Raw genomic sequence first — 19,385 nt, 5'->3', positions numbered from 1 at the left:
GTCAGGCCGGAGCAGTCCCGGCCAGGCCGTCAGCGGCTCAGAGGCCGGCGGCGGCGCGCAGCGCGGCGGCCTTGTCGGTGGCTTCCCACGAGAACTCCGGCTCCTCGCGGCCGAAGTGGCCGTAGGCGGCGGTCTTCTCATAGATCGGGCGCAGCAGGTCCAGCATCTGCACGATGCCCTTCGGACGCAGGTCGAAATGCTCCTGCACCAGTTCGGCGATCTTCTCGTCCGAAATCTTGCCTGTGCCTTCCGTGTAGACCGTGATATTGATCGGACGCGCCACGCCGATGGCGTAGCTGACCTGCACCTGGCACTGGCGCGCCAGGCCTGCGGCCACCACGTTCTTGGCGACGTAGCGGGCGGCGTAGGCGGCCGAGCGGTCGACCTTGGACGGATCCTTGCCGGAGAAGGCACCGCCGCCGTGCGGCGAGGCGCCGCCATAGGTGTCGACGATGATCTTGCGGCCGGTCAGGCCGCAGTCGCCCTGCGGGCCGCCGATGACGAAGCGGCCGGTCGGGTTCACCAGGTACTTGGTTTCCTTCAGCATCTCGGCCGGCAGCACCGGCTTGATGATCTCCTCGATCACCGCCTCGCGGATCTGGGCCTGGCTGATCTCGGGCGAGTGCTGGGTCGACAGCACGACGGTATCGACACTGTGCGGCTTGCCGTCCACATAACGCACGGTCACCTGCGACTTGGCATCCGGGCGCAGCCAGGGCAGGCGGCCGTCACGGCGCAGCAGCGACTGGCGCTCGACCAGGCGGTGCGCGTAGTAGATCGGGAACGGCATCAGTTCCGGGGTTTCGTCGCAGGCGTAGCCGAACATCAGGCCCTGGTCGCCGGCACCCTGGTTCAGGTAGTCGTCCGAGGCGCGGTCGACGCCCTGGGCGATGTCAGGCGACTGCTTGTCGTAGGCGACCAGCACTGCACAGCCCTTGTAGTCGATGCCGTAGTCGGTGTTGTCGTAACCGATGCGCTTGATCGTATCGCGTGCGACCTGGATGTAGTCGACGTTGGCGGTCGTCGTGATCTCGCCGGCCAGCACCACCAGTCCGGTGTTGCAGAGGGTCTCGGCGGCGACGCGGGCATACTTGTCCTGGGACAGGATGGCGTCCAGGATGGCGTCGGAAATCTGGTCGGCGACCTTGTCGGGATGGCCTTCGGAAACGGATTCCGAAGTGAACAGGAAGTCGTTTGCCACGAACTTATTCTCCAGGTTGGCTATTGCGTGCCAGCCTGGTCAGCTCCAGCGGCGACGCTTTAGCGGTATTTACATTCCGCCCGGGTAGAGCGGTATCGCCCCGCAAGTTGTCAGTTAACTCGGCGATACGCGCTATTATACGCGGCTATTTGCTGCCTTGCACCGTGCCCTCGCCGACGTAGCCGCCACGCCGGCCTGCGCAGCCCCCGGCGTGCGCGGCGGCGAGACCGACCTACCCGGCCTACCGAAACGATGACTTTCCTGTTCTGGCTGATCTCCCGGCTGCCGCTGCGCTGGCTGCATGCCGCCGGCGGCATCCTCGGCCTGCTGGCAGCGCGCCTGCCCGGCCGCTATGCCACCCGGCTCGACGAGAACTTCCGCCTGGCCTTCCCGGCCGCCACCGATGCCATGCTGGCCGATGCCGCGCGCTCGACGGGCCGCATGATGCTGGAGATGCCCTACTTCTGGAGCCGCAAGACCCTCAAGGCGAAGCTCTATGATTTCAACGACCGCGTCTGGCCCGAGCTGGACAGGCTGCAGGATGCGCACGGCAAGGGGCTGATCATCCTGACGCCCCACCTGGGCTGCTTCGAAGTGCTGCCGCAATCCTACGCGCTGCGCCGTCCCGTAACCTGCCTGTTCAAGCCGCCGCACCAGCCCTGGCTGCGCGACTTCGTCGAACGCATGCGCGGGCGCGACAACATCGCCATGGCGCCGGCCACCCCGCGCGGCGTGCGCATGCTGGTCAAGGCACTCAAGCGCGGCCAGGCAGTCGGCATCCTGCCCGACCAGGTACCGAGCGCCGGCGAGGGCGCCTGGGCGCCCTTCTTCGGCAAGCCTGCCTACACCATGAGCCTGGTACAGCGCCTGCAGCAGCTCACCGGCGCGCCGATCGTGATGGTGTTCGCCGAGCGCCTGCCGCATGGCGGCGGCTACCGCGCCCACCTGCGCGTGATCGACGGCATGCTGCCCGACGACCCGTCGGCCGCCGCCGCCGTCATCAACCGCACCGTGGAATCGCTGGTGGCCGACGCGCCGACCCAGTACCTGTGGGGCTACAACCGCTACAAGCATCCGGCGGGCGCCAGCCTGCCGCCGCAGGCCGCCACCGACCCGAGCACCCCATGAGCCGCGTCCTGACCCGGCTCGGCATCGGCCTGCTGAGCGTGCTGGGCAAGCTGCCCTATCCGCTCGTCGCGCGCTTCGGCGAAGCGCTCGGCAGCCTGCTGCACTGCGTGCCGAGCAGCCGCCGCCGCGTGGTCGAGACCAATCTGCGGCTGTGCTTTCCCGACAAGAGCGAGGCGGAGATCCAGGCGCTGTCGCGCCAGACCTTCCGCCAGGTCTTCCGCAGCTTTGCCGAGCGCGGCATCTTCTGGACCGGCAGCGAGAAACAGATGCGCCGCTGGGTGCAGATCGATGACCAGGCCGACCTGGTGGCGCTGGACGGCACGCCGCACATCCTCGTCACCATGCACCTGTCGGGCGTGGAAGCGGGCGCCATCCGCCTGACCATCCACCTGCGCGACCACGTGGGCCGCTCGGGCGCCTCGCTCTACACCCAGCAGAAGAACCGCCTGTTCGACGCCTTTCTGAAGGAGGCGCGCGGCCGCTTCGGCGCCAATATGATCTCGCGCAGCGACAGCGCGCGCGATATCCTGCGCTGCCTGAAGAAGGGCGAGGCGCTGCAGCTGATCGCCGACATGGACTTCGGCGAACGCGATTCGGAGTTCGTGCCGTTCTTCGGCGTGCCCGCGCTGACCCTGACCTCGGTGGCGCGCCTGGCGCGGCTGACCGGCGCCAAGGTCGTGCCGATCTATACCGAGATGCTGCCCGACTACGGCGGCTATGTGCTGCATATCCTCCCGCCCTGGGACGGCTATCCGGGCGAGAACGTCAGCGAGGACACGCGGCGCATGAATGCCTTCTTCGAAGACTGCATCCGCCCCCGCATCGCCGAATACTACTGGGTGCACAAGCGTTTCAAGCACCGTCCTCCGGGCGAGCCGGAAGTTTACTGAGACCGGCCCGCGGCCGCGCCGGCGGTGCCGGCGGGCGCGGGCTACAATCGCTGACATGAAACTCCAGTTCACCAAGATGCAGGGTGCCGGCAACGACTTCGTCGTGCTGGACGGCATCCACCAGAAGATCGACCTGAGCCCGGCCCAGTGGCGCGCGCTCGCCGACCGTCATTTCGGCGTGGGCGCCGACCAGATGCTGGTGGTCGAGCCCGCCACGCGCGATGACGCCGATTTCCGCTACCGCATCTTCAACGCCGACGGCGGCGAGGTCGAGCACTGCGGCAACGGCGCGCGCTGCTTCGTGCGCTTCGTGTCCGACCGCGGCATGACCGACAAGCGCTCGGTGCGCGTCCAGGTGATGAAAGGGCTGATCACGCTGACCCTGCAGGACGACGGACAGGTCACGGTCGACATGGGCGCGCCCGAGCTGGAACCCGCGCAGGTCCCCTTTGTTCCGGCCGGCCTGCCGCAGCGCAGCGAAGGCGAGGACACCCAGTACGGGCTCGAGGTCAACGGCCGTACCGCATGGATCACGCCGGTGTCGATGGGCAACCCGCACGCAGTGCAGGTGGTGGACGACGTGGAGCACTTCCCGGTCCTGCAGGATGGCCCGCTGATCGAGCACCACGCCAGCTTCCCGCAGCGCGTCAACGCGGGCTTCATGGAGATCGTCGAGCGCGGCACGGTGCGGCTGCGCGTGTTCGAGCGCGGCGCTGGCGAAACGCTGGCCTGCGGCACCGGCGCCTGCGCGGCGGTGGTGGCCGGCATCCGGCGCGGCCTGCTCGACTCGCCGGTCAAGGTGCATACGCACGGCGGCGACCTCACCATCGCCTGGGCCGGCGGCGCCAGCCCGGTACTGATGACCGGCCCCGCCACGACGGTATTCGAAGGCAGCATTGACCTCGACCGGCTGCCGGTCTGATCATGGGGGCTTGGCGCCCCTTTCGCCACTTGGCGGCAGCGGGGCGCGCCCTTGGAGCGCACGATGACGCTGGAGAATTTCCGCATCACCCATGGCAAGGACTTCCGTCTTGCCGAGTTCGCCGCCGGCGCCAAGCCCATCTCGAGCGGCGACAAGGCCGCCGACCTGGCGCGCCTGGACGATATCTGCGAGAAACTCGACGCCATGCAGGACGTGTTCTATGCCGAACACCAGCGCAAGCTGCTGGTCGTGCTGCAAGGCATGGACACCGCCGGCAAGGACGGCACGGTGCGCAGCGTGTTCCGCACCTTCGACCCGCTCGGCATCCGCGTGGTCGCCTTCAAGTCGCCCACGCCGGAAGAGCTGGCGCACGACTACCTGTGGCGCGTCCATGCCCAGGTGCCGCGGCGCGGCGAAATCGTGGTCTTCAACCGCAGCCATTACGAAGACGTGCTGATCACGCGCGTGCACGGCTGGATCGACAAGGCCGAATGCGAGCGCCGCTACCGGCAGCTGCGCGACTTCGAGAGAATGCTGACCGAGACCGGCACCACCGTCGTCAAGTGCTTCCTGCACATTTCCAAGGAAGAGCAGAAAGCGCGCCTGGAGGCGCGCCTGGCCGATCCCGAGAAGCACTGGAAATTCGACACCACCGACCTGGCCGAGCGCAAGTACTGGAAGGAGTACATGGCGGCCTACGAGGACGCCATCGCGGCCACCAGCACGCCCGAGACACCCTGGTACGTGGTGCCGGCGGACTCGAAGACGCACCGCAACCTGATGGTCGCCGAGATCCTGTTCGCCGTGTTCAGCGCCATGAAGCCGGCCTATCCGCCCGCCAAGCCGGAACTCGCGGGCCTGAAGGTCGACTGAAGGTCGACTGAACGCCGCACCCGGCCCACTGTACCCGCTACTCGCCGTGGCCCCGGTCCCGGTGCACGTCGTGGGTCACGAAGGGATGCTCGGCACTGGGCATGGCCAGCCATTCCGGATGCTGCAGGGTCTGGCGGATATCGGCCAGACCGCTTTCCCAGTGTTCCTCCATCGCCAGCCGGCCGAACTGGTAGTCCTTGGCATTGCCCTCGAAGCTCTTGTCGCGGTAGATCAGGTGGACCACGTTGCGCCGCGCCGTGCAGGCGTGCTCGAGCGCGCGCTTGTACCAGGGGTCCTCGCGCCCGGCCGGCGGCACCAGCTCCAGCACCTCGCTGAGCAGGCGGCGCAGGTTCTGCTGCTCGCACAGGGCATCGGTCACCGCGCGCGTGCGGCTCGAATACTGGATATCCTTCTGCCGCTCCGCCACTTCCATCAGGTTGTGCGGCAGGTGCCCGCGCGCGCTCCACAGGTCGACCTGGAAGATCAGCGCATCGCGCCGCGGCTGCGCGCTCAGCACCTCGGCCAAGGGCGTATTGGAGACGAGACCGCCGTCCCAGTAGTACTCACCGTCGACCTCCACCGCAGGAAAGCCCGGCGGCAGCGCGCCCGAGGCCATGAAGTGTTCGGGCCGCAGCGTCTCGCGCGTGTTGTCGAAGTAGGCGAAGTTGCCGGTGTGCACATTGACCGCGCCGAGCGAAACGCGCATCGCGCGGTGGTCGTTGATGCGGTCGAAATCGGCGAAACGCTCCAGCGTGGCGCGCAGCGCCGAGGTGTCGTAGAAGCTGGCCTGCCCGGTCGGCACATGGCCTGACAGCAGCTTGGGCAGCGAACGCGGCACGAAGAAGCCGCGCTGGCCCTCCAGCACCGCGCGCATGGCATGCCAGCCGTCGTACCACAAGCGCAGCGGATCCGGCCAGTCGACCGCGTCCCAGTCCATCCAGCCGTGCGGGAGGCTCGGCAGCCAGGGCTGCCCGCAGATGTACTCCCAGAAGTTGCGCAGCTGTTCGACGCGCCGCTGGGGCGCATTGCCGGCGATCACGGCGGCATTGAGCGCGCCGATCGAGATGCCCGCGACCCAGTCCGGCTCGATACCGTGCTCCGCCAGGCCCTGGTAGACACCGCCCTGGTAGGAGCCCAGCGCCCCGCCGCCTTGCAGCACCAGCGCCCGCACGCGGTAGGCGCGCGCCAGTGCTTCGATGCTCGCGGCATGCGGGACCGCCGGCGCCGCGTGCGCCTGCCGCGGCGCTGTGGCCGCTGTGGCCGCTGTGGCGGCTGTGGCCGATGCTCCAGCCCTTGCCCTCTTCACCGCGGCCGGCACCTGTGCACCGTTGCCGCGGCGTGCCGGCGCGCGCCGCGCCCCACCCTGCCCGTTCCCTGCCACGCCCGTTCCTCCGTCTGCCTCGTTCAAACCCCGGGCGGCCGTCCCGGGGCGGCCGGCCACGCTTGCCCTCATTTACTGCATATACCAGCCGTGGCTGACAATGAAGGACTTCTCGGTCAACGCCGCGGTCGGGAAGGCACACAGGAACAGCGCCGTGCGCGCGACATCGTCCACCGTGGTGAAGACGCCGTCGACGGTACCGCCCAGCATCACGCGGCGCACCACCTCTTCCTCCCGCGGAACGCTGCATGCGGCGGCGGCCTGCGCAGGCCGCCGCCACGCCGCCGCGAGGCAAGCCCGCGGCCGCGTCGTCAGACGCCGTAGCGTGCGCGGTAGGCGGCCACGGCCTCGCGCGAGGCCCCCAGCGCCGGATCCTGGGAGGCGTCGAGATAGGCCAGCAGGTCGCCCAGGCTGGCGATCGAGATCACCGGCACACCATACTCGCGCTGCACGTCCTGCACCGCCGAATGGGTCCCGACCTGGTCGGCCGTGCCGCTCTTCTCCATGCGGTCCAGCGCGATCAGCACCGCGGCCGGCTCGGCGCCGGCGGCACGGATCATCTGCATCGACTCGCGCACCGAGGTGCCGGCCGAGATCACGTCGTCGATGATCACCACCTTGCCACGCAGCTTGGCGCCCACCAGGGTGCCGCCCTCGCCATGGTCCTTGGCTTCCTTGCGGTTATAGGCGAAACCCACGTCGCGGCCCATGCCGGCCAGCGCCACCGCCGTGGCCGAGGCCAGCGTGATGCCCTTGTAGGCCGGCCCGAACAGCACGTCGAACTCCAGGCCCGAGGCCAGCAGGGTCTTCGCGTAGAATTGCGCCACCTGACCCAGCATGCCGCCCTGGTTGAACAGGCCGGCATTGAAGAAATACGGCGACTTGCGGCCGGCCTTGGTGACGAATTCGCCAAAGGACAGCACGCCTGCGTCGAGCGCGAAGCGGATGAAGGTCTGCCTGAGTTCGGCCGCTTCCCCCGGCTGCGTGGCGGAAGGCGTAGTCTGCTGCGTCATCTTTTCTCTCTATATCGAAATTTCCCGAGATGTTACGGATTATCAGCGCCAACCTCAACGGCATCCGCTCCGCCTCCAAGAAGGGGTTTTTCGAGTGGATGGGCAAGCAGGACGCCGACATGGTCTGCGTACAGGAACTCAAGGCGCAGGCCGCCGACATGACCGAAGCGTTCCTGGCGCCACATGGCTACCACGGCTACTTCCACTATGCGGAGAAGAAGGGCTACAGCGGTGTCGGCCTCTACACCCGTCACCGCCCGGAACGCGTCATCACCGGCTTCGGCAACACCGAGTTCGATAACGAGGGCCGCTACGTCGAGGTGCAGTATCCGCACCTGGCGGTGATTTCCGTCTATGTGCCCTCGGGTTCCAGTTCGGAAGAGCGCCAGCTGGCCAAGTTCCGCTTCATGGAAGCCTTCCTGCCCCACCTGCTGCAGCTCAAGGCCAGCGGGCGCGAGATCGTGCTGTGCGGAGACGTCAACATCGCGCACAAGGAAATCGACATCAAGAACTGGAAGGGCAACCTGAAGAACTCAGGCTTCCTGCCCGAGGAACGCGCCTGGATCGGCGAACTGTTCGACACGCACGGCTATGTCGACGTGTTCCGCCGCCTCGACCCGCGCCCCGAGCAATACACGTGGTGGAGCAACCGCGGCCAGGCCTATGCCAAGAACGTGGGGTGGCGCATCGATTACCACCTGGCCACGCAGAAGATCGCCGAGACGGCAAGCGCCACGTCCATCTACAAGGACGAGAAGTTCAGCGACCACGCACCGCTGTCGATCGACTACGATTTCGCCTTGTAGGGCACGTGCGCCTGCGGCGCCCGCTGCCACGGGCGATCGCATGCTGCAGTGCGTCAGCAACCCCGCTACAATGCAGGGCCCCGCCTTGCGCGGCGGGTCCGCAACGTCCAACCCCAGTGAGTCCGCCATGGTTTTCAAAGTGTTCGTCGATGGTCAGGAAGGCACCACCGGTCTCCGGCTGCTCGACTATCTCTCCGGTCGTCCCGACGTGGAACTGCTGCGCATCGCCGAGGACAAGCGCAAGGACCCGGCCGAACGCGCGCGCTTCCTGAATGCCGCCGACGTCGCTTTCCTGTGCCTGCCCGACGTGGCCTCGCGCGAGGCGGTGTCCCTGGTGACCAACCCGGACACCTGCATCATCGACGCCAGCACGGCCTTCCGCACCAGCGACGACTGGGCCTACGGCCTGCCCGAACTGACGCGCGGCCAGCGTGACAAGGTGCGCCAGAGCAAGCGCATCGCCGTGCCCGGCTGCCACGCCAGCGCCTTCATCACCGCGGTGCGCCCGCTGGTCGAAGCCGGCGTGATGCAGGCCGACTATCCGGTCTCGGCCTTCTCGCTGACCGGCTACAGCGGCGGCGGCAAGAAGATGATCGCCGAGTACGAAGCCGGCGATAACCCCAAGCTGACCAGCCCGCGTCCCTACGCCCTGGGCCTGACCCACAAGCACCTGCCCGAAATGCGCGTGCAGACCGGCCTGGCGCAGGCGCCGGTATTTACCCCGGTGGTCGGCAACTTCCTCAAGGGCCTGGCCGTGACCGTGCCGGTCTACCCGGACCGCCTGGCACGCAAGGTCTCGCCCGAGCAGATCGTCGAGATCTACCGCCAGCACTACGAAGGCGAGCAGTTCGTGCGCGTGCTGCCGTTCGACGCCGACAGCAACCTCGACGCCGGGGCCTTCGATGTGCAGGGCTGCAATGACACCAACCGGGTCGACCTGTTCGTCTTCGGCACGCCGGAGCATGTGGTGCTGATGGCGCGTCTGGACAACCTGGGCAAGGGTGCCGCCGGTGCGGCGGTGCAGTGCATGAACGTGCATGTGGGGGCGGATGAAGCGACCGGGCTGACTGCCTGATCTTTTCCTGCCCCGGGGCCCTGCGGGTTGCGGGGCCGATGCCGGATCGATGCCGTTCAGCGGGAGCTGGGCGGCATTTTTCTTTTGGGGGATTGGTTGGGGTCTATGTGAATTGGGCTCGACGTTCGTGACTTGGTGCTCTGGGGCTTGAGTTCGGGCGATGTCGGTCTGCGAGGCAACGGCCGGTTTCGACTCCCCCTGCGGGGGAGCCGACTCGCTTTCGTGACGCAAGGCTTTTGCGCGTGGATTCGAGTGGTATCGGTCAGTGTGACAACGGCCTGTTTCGACTCCCCCTGCGGGGGAGCCGACCTACTTTCTTGGTCTTGCCCAAGAAAGTAGGCAAAGAAGGCGCGCCGGGTGCGGCTTAAAACCCCCTCGCGTGCTGGGGCAAAGAGCGGCCGGGCCCCAACTCGGATCGCCTTAAGGCGATCCTCAGACAGGGGGCCCTCTTTTCCGCTCTTTGCCCCAGCACGCGAGGCGCCGCACACGGCAGGGAAAAGATGCCACACCTCGCTTCGCTTCGGGTGGAGGTGTTCGGCCAGCAAGCTGGCCGAACACAAAGCCTTAGCAAGCTTGGCCGTTACGCAAAAGCGAGCCCATTCGCAAACCAATGGTTTGGCCTTTCCCTCCCGTGTGCGGCGCCTCGCGAATGGGCCCCGGCCGCCGATGAAGCCCGTCCGCTGTCTGAGCGGCCGCAGGCCGCGAGTTCGGACGGGCGCGGCGGCCGGGGCCCATTCGCGAGGGGTCTTCGCCGCACCCGGGTCGCCTTCTTTGCTTACTTTCTTGGGCGAGACCAAGAAAGTAAGTCGGCTCCCCGCAGGGGAGTCGAAACAGGCCGTTGCCTCGCACACCGAAAACGCCCCAACCCAAGCGCCAAAGCAGCCAGCGCCAGCCACCCTACTTCTTCAACGGCCTCTGCTTATCCTCATCCCCGCTATCCACCGGCGCATCCCCCAGATTCTTCATATTCGCCTGATAAGGCGGCAACTCACTCATCGTCATATTGCGCGCCTGCACATACAGCGGCAGCACCTCAGGCATGTGCTTCTCCAGCTCGGCGATACGGCTGCGCCCGGAGGGATGGGTGGAGAGGAATTCGGCGCCGGCCTGCGACTGCGTGACCGTGCCCATCTTCTGCCACAGCGAGACCGAGGAGCGCGGGTCATAGCCGGCGCGCGCGGCGATGTCCATGCCGACCAGGTCGGCTTCGGTCTCGTCGGCGCGCGAGAAGCGCAGTGTCAGCAGGTGGGCGCCGGTGCCCAGGGCCATATTGCCCAGGTTGCCGAAGCCGAACAGCTGCGAGATCACGTTGGCGCCAAGGTTGGTGATCTCGGACTGGGCAGCGCGCTCGCGCGCGTGCTCGCGCAGCGCGTGGGCGATCTCGTGCCCCATGGCCATCGCCACTTCGTCGTCGGTCAGCTTGAGGCGGTCGAGCAGGCCCGCGTAGAAGGCGATCTTGCCGCCGGGCATGCAGAAGGCATTGACCTGGCGGGTGTTGATCAGGTTGACTTCCCAGTTCCACTGCCGCGCGCGCTCGTTCCAGCGCACGGTCTCGGGCAGCAGGCGGCGCGCGATCGCGCGCAGGCGGATGAGCTGCGGATTGTTGTCGGGCATCAGCGTGCGCTGTGCCACCGCCTCCTGCTTGATCTGCTCGTACTCCTGCGCCGCCTGCCGCTCGATATCCTCGAGCGGCACGATCTTGCGGATCGAGGCGTTGCGGTCTTCGAGCCGGATGCCGTCCTCCTGGGCTAGGAGCGGAAGCGGGAGCAGGACCAGCGCAAGGCCGAGCGCCGCGCAGAGCGGCCGGCCTGGCATGGCCTTGGCGGGCTGCCGAACACACTGGCGACGGGACATGTCACAACCTCGGTCATGAAAAAAGGCCGGCATACTGGCGAAGGGAGCGAAGGCCGTTCGGATGCCGGTCAGGGTGATGCAATAATACACGGCGCCCGCGCGGCCGCAGGCGAGATTCCGCCGCGGCCCGGCACGCCTGCCCAGCCGTCCGTCCATGCATTCATGACCTTCCACGACTATCTCGACATCTTCCGCAACCGCCGTATCGGCGCCATGCTGGCGCTGGGCTTCGCATCCGGCCTGCCGCTGGCGCTGACCTCCGGCACGCTGCAGGCCTGGATGACCGTCGAGGGCCTGGACATCAAGACGATCGGCTTCTTCTCCCTGGTGGGCCAGGCCTATATCTTCAAATTCCTGTGGGCGCCGCTGATGGACCGCTACACGCCGCCGCGGCTGGGCCGCCGCCGCGGCTGGCTGTTGCTGACCCAGCTCGGCCTCGCCGCCGCCATCGCCGGCATGGCCTTCTGCCCGCCGCGCGAAGCGCTGTGGGCACTGGCCGCGCTGGCCGCGCTGGTGGCCTTCCTGTCGGCCTCGCAGGACATCGTCTTCGACGCCTACAGCACCGATGTGCTGCAGCCGGCCGAGCGCGGCGTGGGCGCGGCGGTCAAGGTGCTGGGCTACCGGCTGGCCATGCTGGTCTCGGGTGGACTGGCGCTGTGGCTGGCCGACCGCGTGCTGGGCTGGCCGCAGATGTACCTGCTGATGGCGGCGCTGATGGCCGCCTGCGTGCTGTCCCTGCTGTGGGCGCCCGAGCCGGACGCGCCGGCGCGCGCGCCGCGCTCGCTGGAAGAGGCGGTGCTCGGCCCGCTGCGCGACTTCTTCTCGCGCCCCGGGGCCTGGTGGCTCCTGCTGCTGATCGTGCTGTACAAGCTGGGCGATGCCTTCGCCGGCGCGCTCTCGACCACCTTCCTGATCCGCGGCGTCGGCTTTTCGGCGGGCGAGGTCGGCATCGTCAACAAGACGCTGGGCCTGGCCGCCACCATCGTCGGCGCCCTGTTCGGCGGCACGCTGATGGTGCGCCTGGGCCTGTACCGCTCCCTGCTGCTGTTCGGCGTGCTGCAGGCCGTGTCCAATCTGGGCTACTGGATGCTGGCGGTCACGCCGCAGCACCTGTGGACCATGGGCGCCGCCATCGGCGTGGAGAACCTGTGCGGCGGCATGGGCACGGCCGCCTTCGTCGCGCTGCTGATGGCCTTGTGCAACCGCTCCTTCTCGGCCACGCAGTATGCACTGCTGTCAGCGCTGGCTTCGATCGGCCGCGTCTATGTGGGACCGAGTTCGGGCTACCTGGTGGAAGCCTGGGGCTGGGCGCCCTTCTATCTCGGCACGGTGGCCATCGCGATTCCGGGCGTGCTGCTGCTGCGCGCCATGCGCGGCACCATCCACCGCTACGAGGCCGAGGCCCGCGCCGGCAACTGAAGCCGGCAGCCGGGGCCGGGCCCGCCGCCGGCTATTCCTTGTAGTAGACGATCTGGTGCGAGGTCGCCAGCAGCTCGCCGGCGGCGCTCCAGATCTGCGCGCTCTGGTCGAAGTAGCCCTGCCGGAACACCTGCGCCCGGGCGCTGGCCAGCACGTGGCTGTCGCCCAGCGCCGCCAGCGTGGCGGCGTCGGCATGGAAATAGGTGGTCAGCGACACCGTGCCGGCCGGCACGAAGCCGGCGCGCTTGAGGAAGATGCGCGGATAGAAGGTATCGCACCACGAAGCCACGGCGGCAAAGTCGGGCGTACGCGCCGGCGCGTCGCGCAGCCAGAACTGCGTCAGGCTGTCCGGATGCTCCGTGCCTGCCTCGGCGCTCGGCTTGGCACCGCGCAGCGGGCGCATATCGTAGGCCTTGAGCCAGCGCACCGGGGCGAAGCCGCCCGCCGCCGGCACCTGCTCCGGCGGCGGCGCCTCCGGACGCACGGCCTCGCCGCAACCCCAGGTCTCGCGTCGCACGGCGAAGACGGCGCTGGCGGTGGTCGCCACCACGCCCTGCTGGCGCAGTTCCAGGCTCCAGTGCTGGGTCGAGCGGTTGGTGCGCGAGGGCCGCGCCTCGATCTCGAACGGACCTTCGGCGATCGGGCCGGCGAAGTTCACGGTCAGCGCGATCGGGTCGCCCAGCCGCTGCGGATGCTGCAGCACCGCCTGCAGCAGCGTGGCGGCGGTGATGCCGCCGAAGGGGCCGATCATGTTCCAGTAGGCCGGCGTGGTGCGGCCGAGGAAGCGGTCGGGACCGGCCGGTTCGAGCGCCAGCGCGTCGTCGAAGGGGTGCGGCGCCAGCGTTCCGGCCGCGTCTGCGGAAACTGCGGAGACTGAGGACATGGAAAAAAGTACGATCGTTCGGCAACGATGGCTACAGTAGTCGTAGTCAGCCTGACCGTCAAGCCTGGTCGCGTGCCACGGCCGGCAGATCGCCCGCATGAGCCCGCCCTGGCCCGGCTGCCTTCAACGGCCCGCAGCCTGGCGTCCGCCCGGCAGTTGCCAGCCGCGCTGGTTGGCAACCACGGCCAGCAGCACCAGGGCCATGCCCGCCAGTTGCGCCGGGCTCAGTACGACGCGAAAGACGAGCACATCGATCGCGATGGCGACCAGCGGATAGATGAAGGACAGGGTCGCGATCGACAGCACGCCGAGGCGCTGGAAGGCGGCATACAGCCAGGTGTACATCACGCCGGTATGCAGCAGCCCCAGCGCCAGCAGCGCCCCCCAGGCCTGCGCGCCGTAGCTGCCCGGGGCCGGGTGGGCCAGCGGCAGCAGCAGCGGCACTCCCAGCAGCATCTGCAGGCCGGCGATCTGGGCCGGCGGCAGGCCCTGCAGCCGGCGCGTGGCGAAGGTGGTGACGGCATACAGCAGGGCCGCAACCAGGGACAGCGCGACGCCGGCCAGCAGCCGGCCAGGCGTGCCGCTGCCGCCGTGCTCCAGCCCGGTGATCAGCACGACACCGGCAAAGGCCAGCAGCAGCCACGGCAGCCGCCCGGCGCCCACGCGCTCGCGCTGGAACAGCGCCACCAGCCACAGCAGGAAGAAGGGCTGGGTGTGATAGACCACGGTGGCGATCGAGATGCCGCTGTAGCGGTAGGCCGAGAACAGGCAGATCCAGTTCAGGATCAGCGCGATGCCGCCGAGCGCCAGCCAGCTCCACTGGCGTGTGTCCATGGGCCTCCAGCCCCGCTGCAGCGCCAGCGCGCCGAGCAGCGCCAGGCCGCCCAGCAGGCAACGGAACCAGACCACGTCGATGGGCGGCTGGCCGCTCATCACCACGAAAGCGCCGATGGTGCCGGACAGCGCCATGGCGGCGACCATGCGCCAGGTGCCGCCTGTCGCGGCGTGCGCCGGCGGCGCGGATGCGGGATTCGTCATGTCGGGATTTGCGTCGAGGTCAGCGGAGGACCGGTGCGGGCCATTCTTCCACCCGCCATCCAGATCAACAATCCGTCCACTGAACAATTACCATGTGACAAAAAGTCAAAATCCGACACCCCAAGGAGCGACTGCGGATGCCGATGCCCTCCCTCAATGCCATGGCCGTGTTCGCCCGCGTGGTCGATGCCGGCAGTTTCTCAGCGGCCGCGCGCCAGCTCGGCATGACACCTTCGGCGGCCAGCCGCCATGTGTCGCGGCTGGAGGCGGCGCTGGGAACCGCCCTGCTGCAGCGGACCACGCGCGCGGTCGCGCTGACCGAGCCGGGCCGTGCGGTCTACGCGGCCTGCACGCGCATGCTGGCGGGCGCGCGCGAGGTCGAGGCGCTGGCCGGCGCCCAGCCGGGCGAGCCGCGCGGCCTGCTGCGCGTCAGCGCCCCGGTCTCGTTCGGCCAGGCCTGGCTGGCCCCGCGCCTGCCCGCGCTGCTGGCGCGCCATGCGGGACTGGAACTGCAACTGTCGCTGACCGATCGCCTGGTGGACCTGGTCGAGGAAGGCGTCGACGTGGCCGTGCGCATCGCGCGCGACCTGGCGCCGGGCCTGGTGGCGCGGCCGCTATGCGCGGTGCGCTACCGGCTGGTGGCCGCACCGGCCTTCCTGGCACGCCACGGCGTGCCAGGCACGCCCGCGGCACTGCCGGCGCTGCCTTGCCTGTACCTGGGCTACGGCGCATTCGGCGAGCAATGGACGCTGCGGCGCGAGGACCGCGCGACGGAGGGGGAAACGGCAGAGGCGGGAAAAGCAGCAGGGGCGGAAAGCGACAGCAACGCCACGGCCGAAATGGCCGAGACGGTCACCGTGCGGGTGCCGCCGCGGGTAACGGTGAACAACAGCGCGGCCATCGTGGCGATGGCCGCGGCCGGCGCCGGCATCGGGCTGGTGCCCGACTTCGCCGCGGCGCAGGGCCTGGCCGACGGCAGCCTGGTGAGCGTGCTCGACGACTGGCGCGTGCTGGAACCCTATGCCGGCACCGCCTACGCCGTGTACACGCCGACGCGGCACCTGGCCCCCAAGGTGCGCGCCTTCATCGACCACCTGGCCGCGCCGGCTCAGGCCGAGCAGACGCGGTAGACGGCCAGGCTGCCGCGCCAGTTGGCGGCCCAGTTGACCGTCACGCCCTCGTGCATGACCACGCGGTCGAGCACGCGCAGGCCGACCTTGGGCGCCAGCGCCTCGAAATCCTTGATGGTCAGCACGCGCACGTTGGGGGTGTCGTACCACTGGTAGGGCAGCGACTCCGACACCGGCATGCTGCCGCGGAACACCGACAGCCGGTGCGGCCAGTAGCCGAAGTTGGGGAAGGACACGATGCACTCGCGTCCCACGCGCAGCGTGTCGCGCAGCACCTGCGCGGTGTTGTGGATGGTCTGCAGGGTCTGCGACAGGATCACCGTGTCGAAGCTCTTGTCCTCGAACAGCTTGAGCCCGCCCTCCAGGTCCTGCTGGATCACGTGCACACCCTTCTGCGCGCATGACAGCACGCCCTCGTCGCGGATCTCCACGCCGTAGGCCTGCACCGACAGTTCGTCCTGCAGCACGCGCAGCAGGCTGCCGTCGCCGCAGCCGAGATCGAGCACGGTCGAGTTCGGCTCGACCCAGCGCGCGATGGCGCGGAAGTCGGGGCGCAGCGCCAGGATATTGGGATTGGCCGCGGCATTCATGCGCCGATCTCCTCAGCGACGCGCTCGTAGTAGGCGCGCATCAGGTTGTGGTAGCGCGCGTCGTCGAGCAGGAAGGCGTCGTGGCCATGCGGTGCGTCGATCTCGGCGTAGGTGACCGGGCGCTTGTTGTCGAGCAGTGCCTTGACGATCTCGCGGCTGCGGTTGGGGGCGAAGCGCCAGTCGGTGGTGAAGCTGGCCACCAGGAAGCTCGCCTGGGTCTGCGCCATCGCGCGGGTCAGGTTGCCGCCGAAGGCCAGCGCGGGGTCGAAGTAATCGAGCGCGCGCGTGATCAGCAGGTAGGTGTTGGCGTCGAAATACTCGGCGAACTTGTCGCCCTGGTAGCGCAGGTAGCTCTCCACCTGGAACTCGACGTCGAAGGAGAAGCGGATGTCCTCGGTCTTCAGCTCGCGGCCGAATTTCTCCGCCATGTCCTCGTCGGACAGGTAGGTGATGTGGCCGATCATGCGGGCCACGCGCAGGCCGCGCTTGGGCTTGACGCCGTGCGCGTAGTAGTTGCCGCCGTGGAAATCGGGGTCGGACAGGATGGCGCTGCGCGCAACCTCGTTGAAGGCGATGTTCTGCGCCGACAGCTTGGGCGTGGAGGCGACCACGATGCAGTGGCGCAGGCGCTCCGGGTACATCAGGCTCCAGGCCACCGCCTGCATGCCGCCGAGGCTGCCGCCCATCACCGCGGCGAACTGGCGGATGCCGAACGCATCGGCCACGCGCGCCTGCGCATTGACCCAGTCCTCCACCGTCACCACCGGGAAGGCCGCGCCATAGGGCAGGCCGGTGGCCGGATTGGGACTCATGGGGCCGGTCGAGCCGAAGCAGGAACCGAGATTGTTGACGCCGATGACGAAGAAACGGTCGGTGTCGAGCGGCTTGCCCGGACCGACCATATTGTCCCACCAGCCCACGTCGCGCGGGTCGTCGGCATAGATGCCGGCCACGTGGTGGGAGGCATTGAGCGCGTGGCAGACCAGCACGGCGTTGCTGCGCTCGGCGTTGAGGGTGCCGTAGGTCTCGACCATCAGGTCGTAGCCGGCGATCGAAGAACCGTTGCGCAGCTTGAGCGGCTCGGGGAAATGCATGCGCTGCGGCGCGACGATGCCGACGGAATCGGGCGGCAGGTCGCGCAGGGCAGGCGGCGGAGCAACGTCTGTCATGAATGGAGCCCGTTGGTGCACGGGCATAAAAAAACCCGACCGGCATTGCGCAAACCTCATCGCAGCCAAGTCGGGCTCCCGCGGTTTCCCGCGTGCCGGCGGCATCTCTGCAGTGTTGCTCTGTCGCAGTGTTGCAGTGTTGCAGTGGCGCCGGCCCAACCTCTTTAGCCGCATTTATATTCGCAGGCGGGCGGTACCGGAATCCGGACACCACCTGGCTGCCGCGCGCCCGCAAGCCAGTCATCAAATCGGCGCGACCGGCACATTATAGAGCAATCCGCGTGGATCGCGGCGCGGGGAAGCGGAGCGGTGCCCGGCGGGGCACCGCCGGCGACAGCGCGTCAGCCCAGCAGCACGCGCAGCTGGGCCTCGGCGTGCTCGCCCGGCAGCTTGCGGAAACCGCTCTTGGCATAGCGGTGCCACTGGCCCTGCACCGCGGACACGATCAGCGCGGCGCGCATCGACACGTCCGCGTCGGGCGGGAAGGCGCCCTGGCTGACGGCGACCTTCAGGCACTGGCGCAGCGAGGCCTCGATGCGGTCGATCATCTGGTTGATGCGCTCCTGCAGGCGCTCGTGCTCGCCGACCAGCGCCTCGCCGGTCAGCACGCGCGTCATGCCCGGATTCTTCTCGGCGAAGGACAGCAGCATGCGCACGATCGCATGCGCCTGGCGCAGGCCGTGCTCTTCCTGCGTGGTGATCTGGTTGATGAGGCCGAACACCGACTGCTCGATGAAGCCGATCAGGCCTTCGAACATCTGCGCCTTGCTGGCGAAGTGCCGGTACAGGGCCGCCTCGGACACGCCGAGCTTGGCCGCCAGCGCAGCGGTGGTGATCTTCTCCCCGCGCGGATGCTCGAGCATGCCGGCCAGGGTCTGCAGGATCTGGATGCGGCGCTCGCCCGGGCGGGGACGCTTGCGCGCGGGCGCGGCGGCGTCGCCGCCGTCCTGGACGGCGCCGGCGGGCGCGGCCGGCGCCGGGCCGCTAGTGTGCCCGTTACTGTGCATCATGACCCTTGCTCCGCGTTTGTCGTTGTCGTTGGAGTTGATGCATGGATTGTACTTTTACCTTCACATAGGCGGGACGATTGACGACGCGGGCGCGCACCCGCGGCGCGCTGTCCGGCATCGCCTGCGGTGCCGGCGGCTGGCGCCCTTCGGACCCGGCTGGCGGTACCTGGGCCTCGGCCGCGACCAGGGTCACGGCGCGCTCCTGCGCGGTGTGCGGGGCATGGCGGCCATCCTCGGCCGCGAGGGTGGTACGCAGCACGGCGTCGGCGGTGACGCCCGGCACCGCGGCCTCGGCCGGAGCCGGCAAGGCCTGCGGGCGGGCCGGCGCCAGCGCGCGCAGGTAGCCGGTGACCCAGGCGGTGCCGATGCCCATGCCCGCGTAGCGCTTCAGGTGCGACAGCGTGTCCTCGACCAGCACGGCGCGGTGCGGCGCGATGCGCTCCTGTGCCAGCAACCGGCGCAGCATGCGGCGATCGGGCTTGGGCCGCAGGTGCCCGTGCACCCACATCTGCTCGATCGCCACTACGCGTTCGAAATACTGGGCGATGCCGGCGATGCGCAGCACCGCCAGCGCATAGTCCTGCGGCGCATTGGTCACCAGGATCTTGCGCCCGGGCAGGCGCCGCAGGTGTGCGGCCAGGCCGCGCCTGACCTTGACCATGCGCGCCAGCTCGGGAAAGTCGTGCGCGGCGCGCAGGAAATCGGCGGCGTCGACGCCGTGGTGCCGGATCATGCCCAGCAGCGTGGCGCCGTAGCGCTGCCAGTAGGCCACGCGCACCTCGCTGGCACGGGCCTCGTCACAGCCGAGCACGCGCGCCACGTAGGCCGTCATCTGCCGGTTGATGGCCGGGAAAATGGCGTGCGAGGCATCGTGCAGCGTATTGTCGAGATCGAACAGCCAGACGGTGGGCCCGGCCGTATTGCCGGCGGCGCGGCGCAGGCGGCCGCGGCGCGTGCCATGCGTTCGCGTTGGGTAGGGGTAGGACAAGCCGTCGAGAAGTGG

General features: G+C 68.7%; 18 protein-coding genes and 1 pseudogene. 8 read left to right on the top strand and 11 right to left on the bottom strand.

Annotated features, from left to right (window positions below; translation table 11 throughout):
- Positions 1 to 37: 37 nt before the first annotated feature.
- Positions 38 to 1,201, bottom strand: a complete 1,164-nt coding sequence (gene metK, locus BKK81_RS03505) for a methionine adenosyltransferase (RefSeq protein WP_071010782.1) — start codon at positions 1,199 to 1,201, stop codon at positions 38 to 40.
- A 252-nt stretch (positions 1,202 to 1,453) separates the two neighbouring features.
- Between metK and BKK81_RS03500 the strand changes: the two genes are divergently transcribed.
- From BKK81_RS03500 to BKK81_RS03485, 4 genes are all read left to right on the top strand, one after another.
- Positions 1,454 to 2,329, top strand: coding sequence for a lysophospholipid acyltransferase family protein (locus tag BKK81_RS03500; RefSeq protein ID WP_071010781.1), 876 nt, complete (start codon positions 1,454 to 1,456; stop codon positions 2,327 to 2,329).
- On the top strand, positions 2,326 to 3,219 hold the full coding sequence (locus BKK81_RS03495) for a lipid A biosynthesis lauroyl acyltransferase (protein ID WP_071010780.1): 894 nt from the start codon (positions 2,326 to 2,328) through the stop codon (positions 3,217 to 3,219). The genes BKK81_RS03500 and BKK81_RS03495 overlap by 4 nt, the downstream gene beginning before the upstream one ends.
- Positions 3,220 to 3,274: 55 nt before the next feature.
- Positions 3,275 to 4,141 (top strand): diaminopimelate epimerase, encoded by an 867-nt coding sequence (dapF, locus tag BKK81_RS03490; protein ID WP_071010779.1) that lies wholly within the window; start codon positions 3,275 to 3,277, stop codon positions 4,139 to 4,141.
- A 63-nt stretch (positions 4,142 to 4,204) separates the two neighbouring features.
- Positions 4,205 to 5,014 (top strand): polyphosphate kinase 2 family protein, encoded by an 810-nt coding sequence (locus BKK81_RS03485; RefSeq protein ID WP_071010778.1) that lies wholly within the window; start codon positions 4,205 to 4,207, stop codon positions 5,012 to 5,014.
- A gap of 37 nt (positions 5,015 to 5,051) precedes the next feature.
- On the opposite strand, the gene BKK81_RS03480 is transcribed toward BKK81_RS03485, so the two are convergent.
- The 3 genes and pseudogenes from BKK81_RS03480 to pyrE form a co-directional block, all read right to left on the bottom strand.
- Complete coding sequence (locus BKK81_RS03480) at positions 5,052 to 6,332, bottom strand: DUF3734 domain-containing protein (RefSeq protein ID WP_071016000.1); 1,281 nt, start codon at positions 6,330 to 6,332, stop codon at positions 5,052 to 5,054.
- Positions 6,333 to 6,467: 135 nt separating this feature from the next.
- Positions 6,468 to 6,629 (bottom strand): annotated as a pseudogene (locus BKK81_RS34040) (3-hydroxybutyrate dehydrogenase); the annotation flags it as partial.
- Between the two features lie 77 nt (positions 6,630 to 6,706).
- Positions 6,707 to 7,408: an orotate phosphoribosyltransferase gene (gene pyrE / locus BKK81_RS03475; protein ID WP_071010777.1), complete on the bottom strand. Its 702-nt coding sequence runs from the start codon at positions 7,406 to 7,408 to the stop codon at positions 6,707 to 6,709.
- A gap of 29 nt (positions 7,409 to 7,437) precedes the next feature.
- On the opposite strand from pyrE, the gene BKK81_RS03470 reads away from it, so the two are divergent.
- Both BKK81_RS03470 and argC read left to right on the top strand, forming a co-directional pair.
- A complete protein-coding gene (locus BKK81_RS03470) occupies positions 7,438 to 8,214 on the top strand; it encodes an exodeoxyribonuclease III (RefSeq protein ID WP_071010776.1) in 777 nt (258 codons plus the stop codon).
- Positions 8,215 to 8,341: 127 nt separating this feature from the next.
- Positions 8,342 to 9,289: an N-acetyl-gamma-glutamyl-phosphate reductase gene (gene argC, locus BKK81_RS03465; protein ID WP_071010775.1), complete on the top strand. Its 948-nt coding sequence runs from the start codon at positions 8,342 to 8,344 to the stop codon at positions 9,287 to 9,289.
- Between the two features lie 897 nt (positions 9,290 to 10,186).
- On the opposite strand, the gene BKK81_RS03460 is transcribed toward argC, so the two are convergent.
- The gene (locus BKK81_RS03460; protein WP_071010774.1) at positions 10,187 to 11,143 is read right to left on the bottom strand and encodes a M48 family metallopeptidase; all 957 of its coding nucleotides are present in this window, start codon (positions 11,141 to 11,143) and stop codon (positions 10,187 to 10,189) included.
- 162 nt (positions 11,144 to 11,305) lie between these two features.
- Between BKK81_RS03460 and BKK81_RS03455 the strand changes: the two genes are divergently transcribed.
- On the top strand, positions 11,306 to 12,562 hold the full coding sequence (locus tag BKK81_RS03455) for a muropeptide transporter (RefSeq protein WP_071010773.1): 1,257 nt from the start codon (positions 11,306 to 11,308) through the stop codon (positions 12,560 to 12,562).
- 31 nt (positions 12,563 to 12,593) lie between these two features.
- Here BKK81_RS03455 and BKK81_RS03450 read toward each other — a convergent pair whose 3' ends face one another.
- Together BKK81_RS03450 and BKK81_RS03445 are read right to left on the bottom strand one after the other, a co-directional pair.
- Complete coding sequence (locus tag BKK81_RS03450) at positions 12,594 to 13,445, bottom strand: acyl-CoA thioesterase (protein ID WP_071010772.1); 852 nt, start codon at positions 13,443 to 13,445, stop codon at positions 12,594 to 12,596.
- Positions 13,446 to 13,568: 123 nt separating this feature from the next.
- Positions 13,569 to 14,483, bottom strand: a complete 915-nt coding sequence (locus tag BKK81_RS03445; RefSeq protein WP_071010771.1) for a DMT family transporter — start codon at positions 14,481 to 14,483, stop codon at positions 13,569 to 13,571.
- 137 nt (positions 14,484 to 14,620) lie between these two features.
- Here BKK81_RS03445 and BKK81_RS03440 point away from each other — a divergent pair, with 137 nt between their 5' ends.
- Complete coding sequence (locus tag BKK81_RS03440; protein WP_071010770.1) at positions 14,621 to 15,613, top strand: LysR family transcriptional regulator; 993 nt, start codon at positions 14,621 to 14,623, stop codon at positions 15,611 to 15,613.
- Here the strand turns inward: BKK81_RS03440 and metW are convergent.
- The 4 genes from metW to BKK81_RS03420 all read right to left on the bottom strand — a co-directional run bounded on the left by metW (position 15,592) and on the right by BKK81_RS03420 (position 19,370).
- Positions 15,592 to 16,203 (bottom strand): methionine biosynthesis protein MetW, encoded by a 612-nt coding sequence (gene metW / locus BKK81_RS03435; RefSeq protein ID WP_071010769.1) that lies wholly within the window; start codon positions 16,201 to 16,203, stop codon positions 15,592 to 15,594. The genes BKK81_RS03440 and metW overlap by 22 nt on opposite strands.
- Positions 16,200 to 17,372, bottom strand: a complete 1,173-nt coding sequence (gene metX / locus BKK81_RS03430; RefSeq protein WP_071010768.1) for a homoserine O-succinyltransferase MetX — start codon at positions 17,370 to 17,372, stop codon at positions 16,200 to 16,202. The genes metW and metX overlap by 4 nt, the downstream gene beginning before the upstream one ends.
- 341 nt (positions 17,373 to 17,713) lie before the next feature.
- Positions 17,714 to 18,382, bottom strand: a complete 669-nt coding sequence (gene slmA / locus BKK81_RS03425; RefSeq protein ID WP_071010767.1) for a nucleoid occlusion factor SlmA — start codon at positions 18,380 to 18,382, stop codon at positions 17,714 to 17,716.
- On the bottom strand, positions 18,369 to 19,370 hold the full coding sequence (locus BKK81_RS03420; RefSeq protein WP_071010766.1) for a pyrimidine 5'-nucleotidase: 1,002 nt from the start codon (positions 19,368 to 19,370) through the stop codon (positions 18,369 to 18,371). The genes slmA and BKK81_RS03420 overlap by 14 nt, the downstream gene beginning before the upstream one ends.
- Positions 19,371 to 19,385 lie beyond the last annotated feature (15 nt).

The organism is Cupriavidus sp. USMAHM13 (genome assembly GCF_001854285.1).
Classification (GTDB): Bacteria; Pseudomonadota; Gammaproteobacteria; order Burkholderiales; family Burkholderiaceae; genus Cupriavidus; species Cupriavidus malaysiensis.
This window is presented reverse-complemented; position numbering and strand designations above follow the sequence as displayed.

Excerpts from the sequence above, each read along its gene's own strand:
- BKK81_RS03440 (WP_071010770.1), top strand. The coding sequence starts at position 14,621 with ATGCCGATGCCCTCCCTCAATGCCATGGCCGTGTTCGCCCGCGTGGTC.
- BKK81_RS03485 (WP_071010778.1), top strand. The coding sequence starts at position 4,205 with ATGACGCTGGAGAATTTCCGCATCACCCATGGCAAGGACTTCCGTCTT.
- BKK81_RS03500 (WP_071010781.1), top strand. The coding sequence starts at position 1,454 with ATGACTTTCCTGTTCTGGCTGATCTCCCGGCTGCCGCTGCGCTGGCTG.
- BKK81_RS03495 (WP_071010780.1), top strand. The coding sequence starts at position 2,326 with ATGAGCCGCGTCCTGACCCGGCTCGGCATCGGCCTGCTGAGCGTGCTG.
- metX (WP_071010768.1), bottom strand. The coding sequence starts at position 17,372 with ATGACAGACGTTGCTCCGCCGCCTGCCCTGCGCGACCTGCCGCCCGAT.
- BKK81_RS03470 (WP_071010776.1), top strand. The coding sequence starts at position 7,438 with ATGTTACGGATTATCAGCGCCAACCTCAACGGCATCCGCTCCGCCTCC.
- dapF (WP_071010779.1), top strand. The coding sequence starts at position 3,275 with ATGAAACTCCAGTTCACCAAGATGCAGGGTGCCGGCAACGACTTCGTC.
- BKK81_RS03450 (WP_071010772.1), bottom strand. The coding sequence starts at position 13,445 with ATGTCCTCAGTCTCCGCAGTTTCCGCAGACGCGGCCGGAACGCTGGCG.
- metW (WP_071010769.1), bottom strand. The coding sequence starts at position 16,203 with ATGAATGCCGCGGCCAATCCCAATATCCTGGCGCTGCGCCCCGACTTC.
- argC (WP_071010775.1), top strand. The coding sequence starts at position 8,342 with ATGGTTTTCAAAGTGTTCGTCGATGGTCAGGAAGGCACCACCGGTCTC.
- slmA (WP_071010767.1), bottom strand. The coding sequence starts at position 18,382 with ATGATGCACAGTAACGGGCACACTAGCGGCCCGGCGCCGGCCGCGCCC.
- BKK81_RS03445 (WP_071010771.1), bottom strand. The coding sequence starts at position 14,483 with ATGACGAATCCCGCATCCGCGCCGCCGGCGCACGCCGCGACAGGCGGC.
- BKK81_RS03455 (WP_071010773.1), top strand. The coding sequence starts at position 11,306 with ATGACCTTCCACGACTATCTCGACATCTTCCGCAACCGCCGTATCGGC.
- BKK81_RS03460 (WP_071010774.1), bottom strand. The coding sequence starts at position 11,143 with ATGTCCCGTCGCCAGTGTGTTCGGCAGCCCGCCAAGGCCATGCCAGGC.
- pyrE (WP_071010777.1), bottom strand. The coding sequence starts at position 7,408 with ATGACGCAGCAGACTACGCCTTCCGCCACGCAGCCGGGGGAAGCGGCC.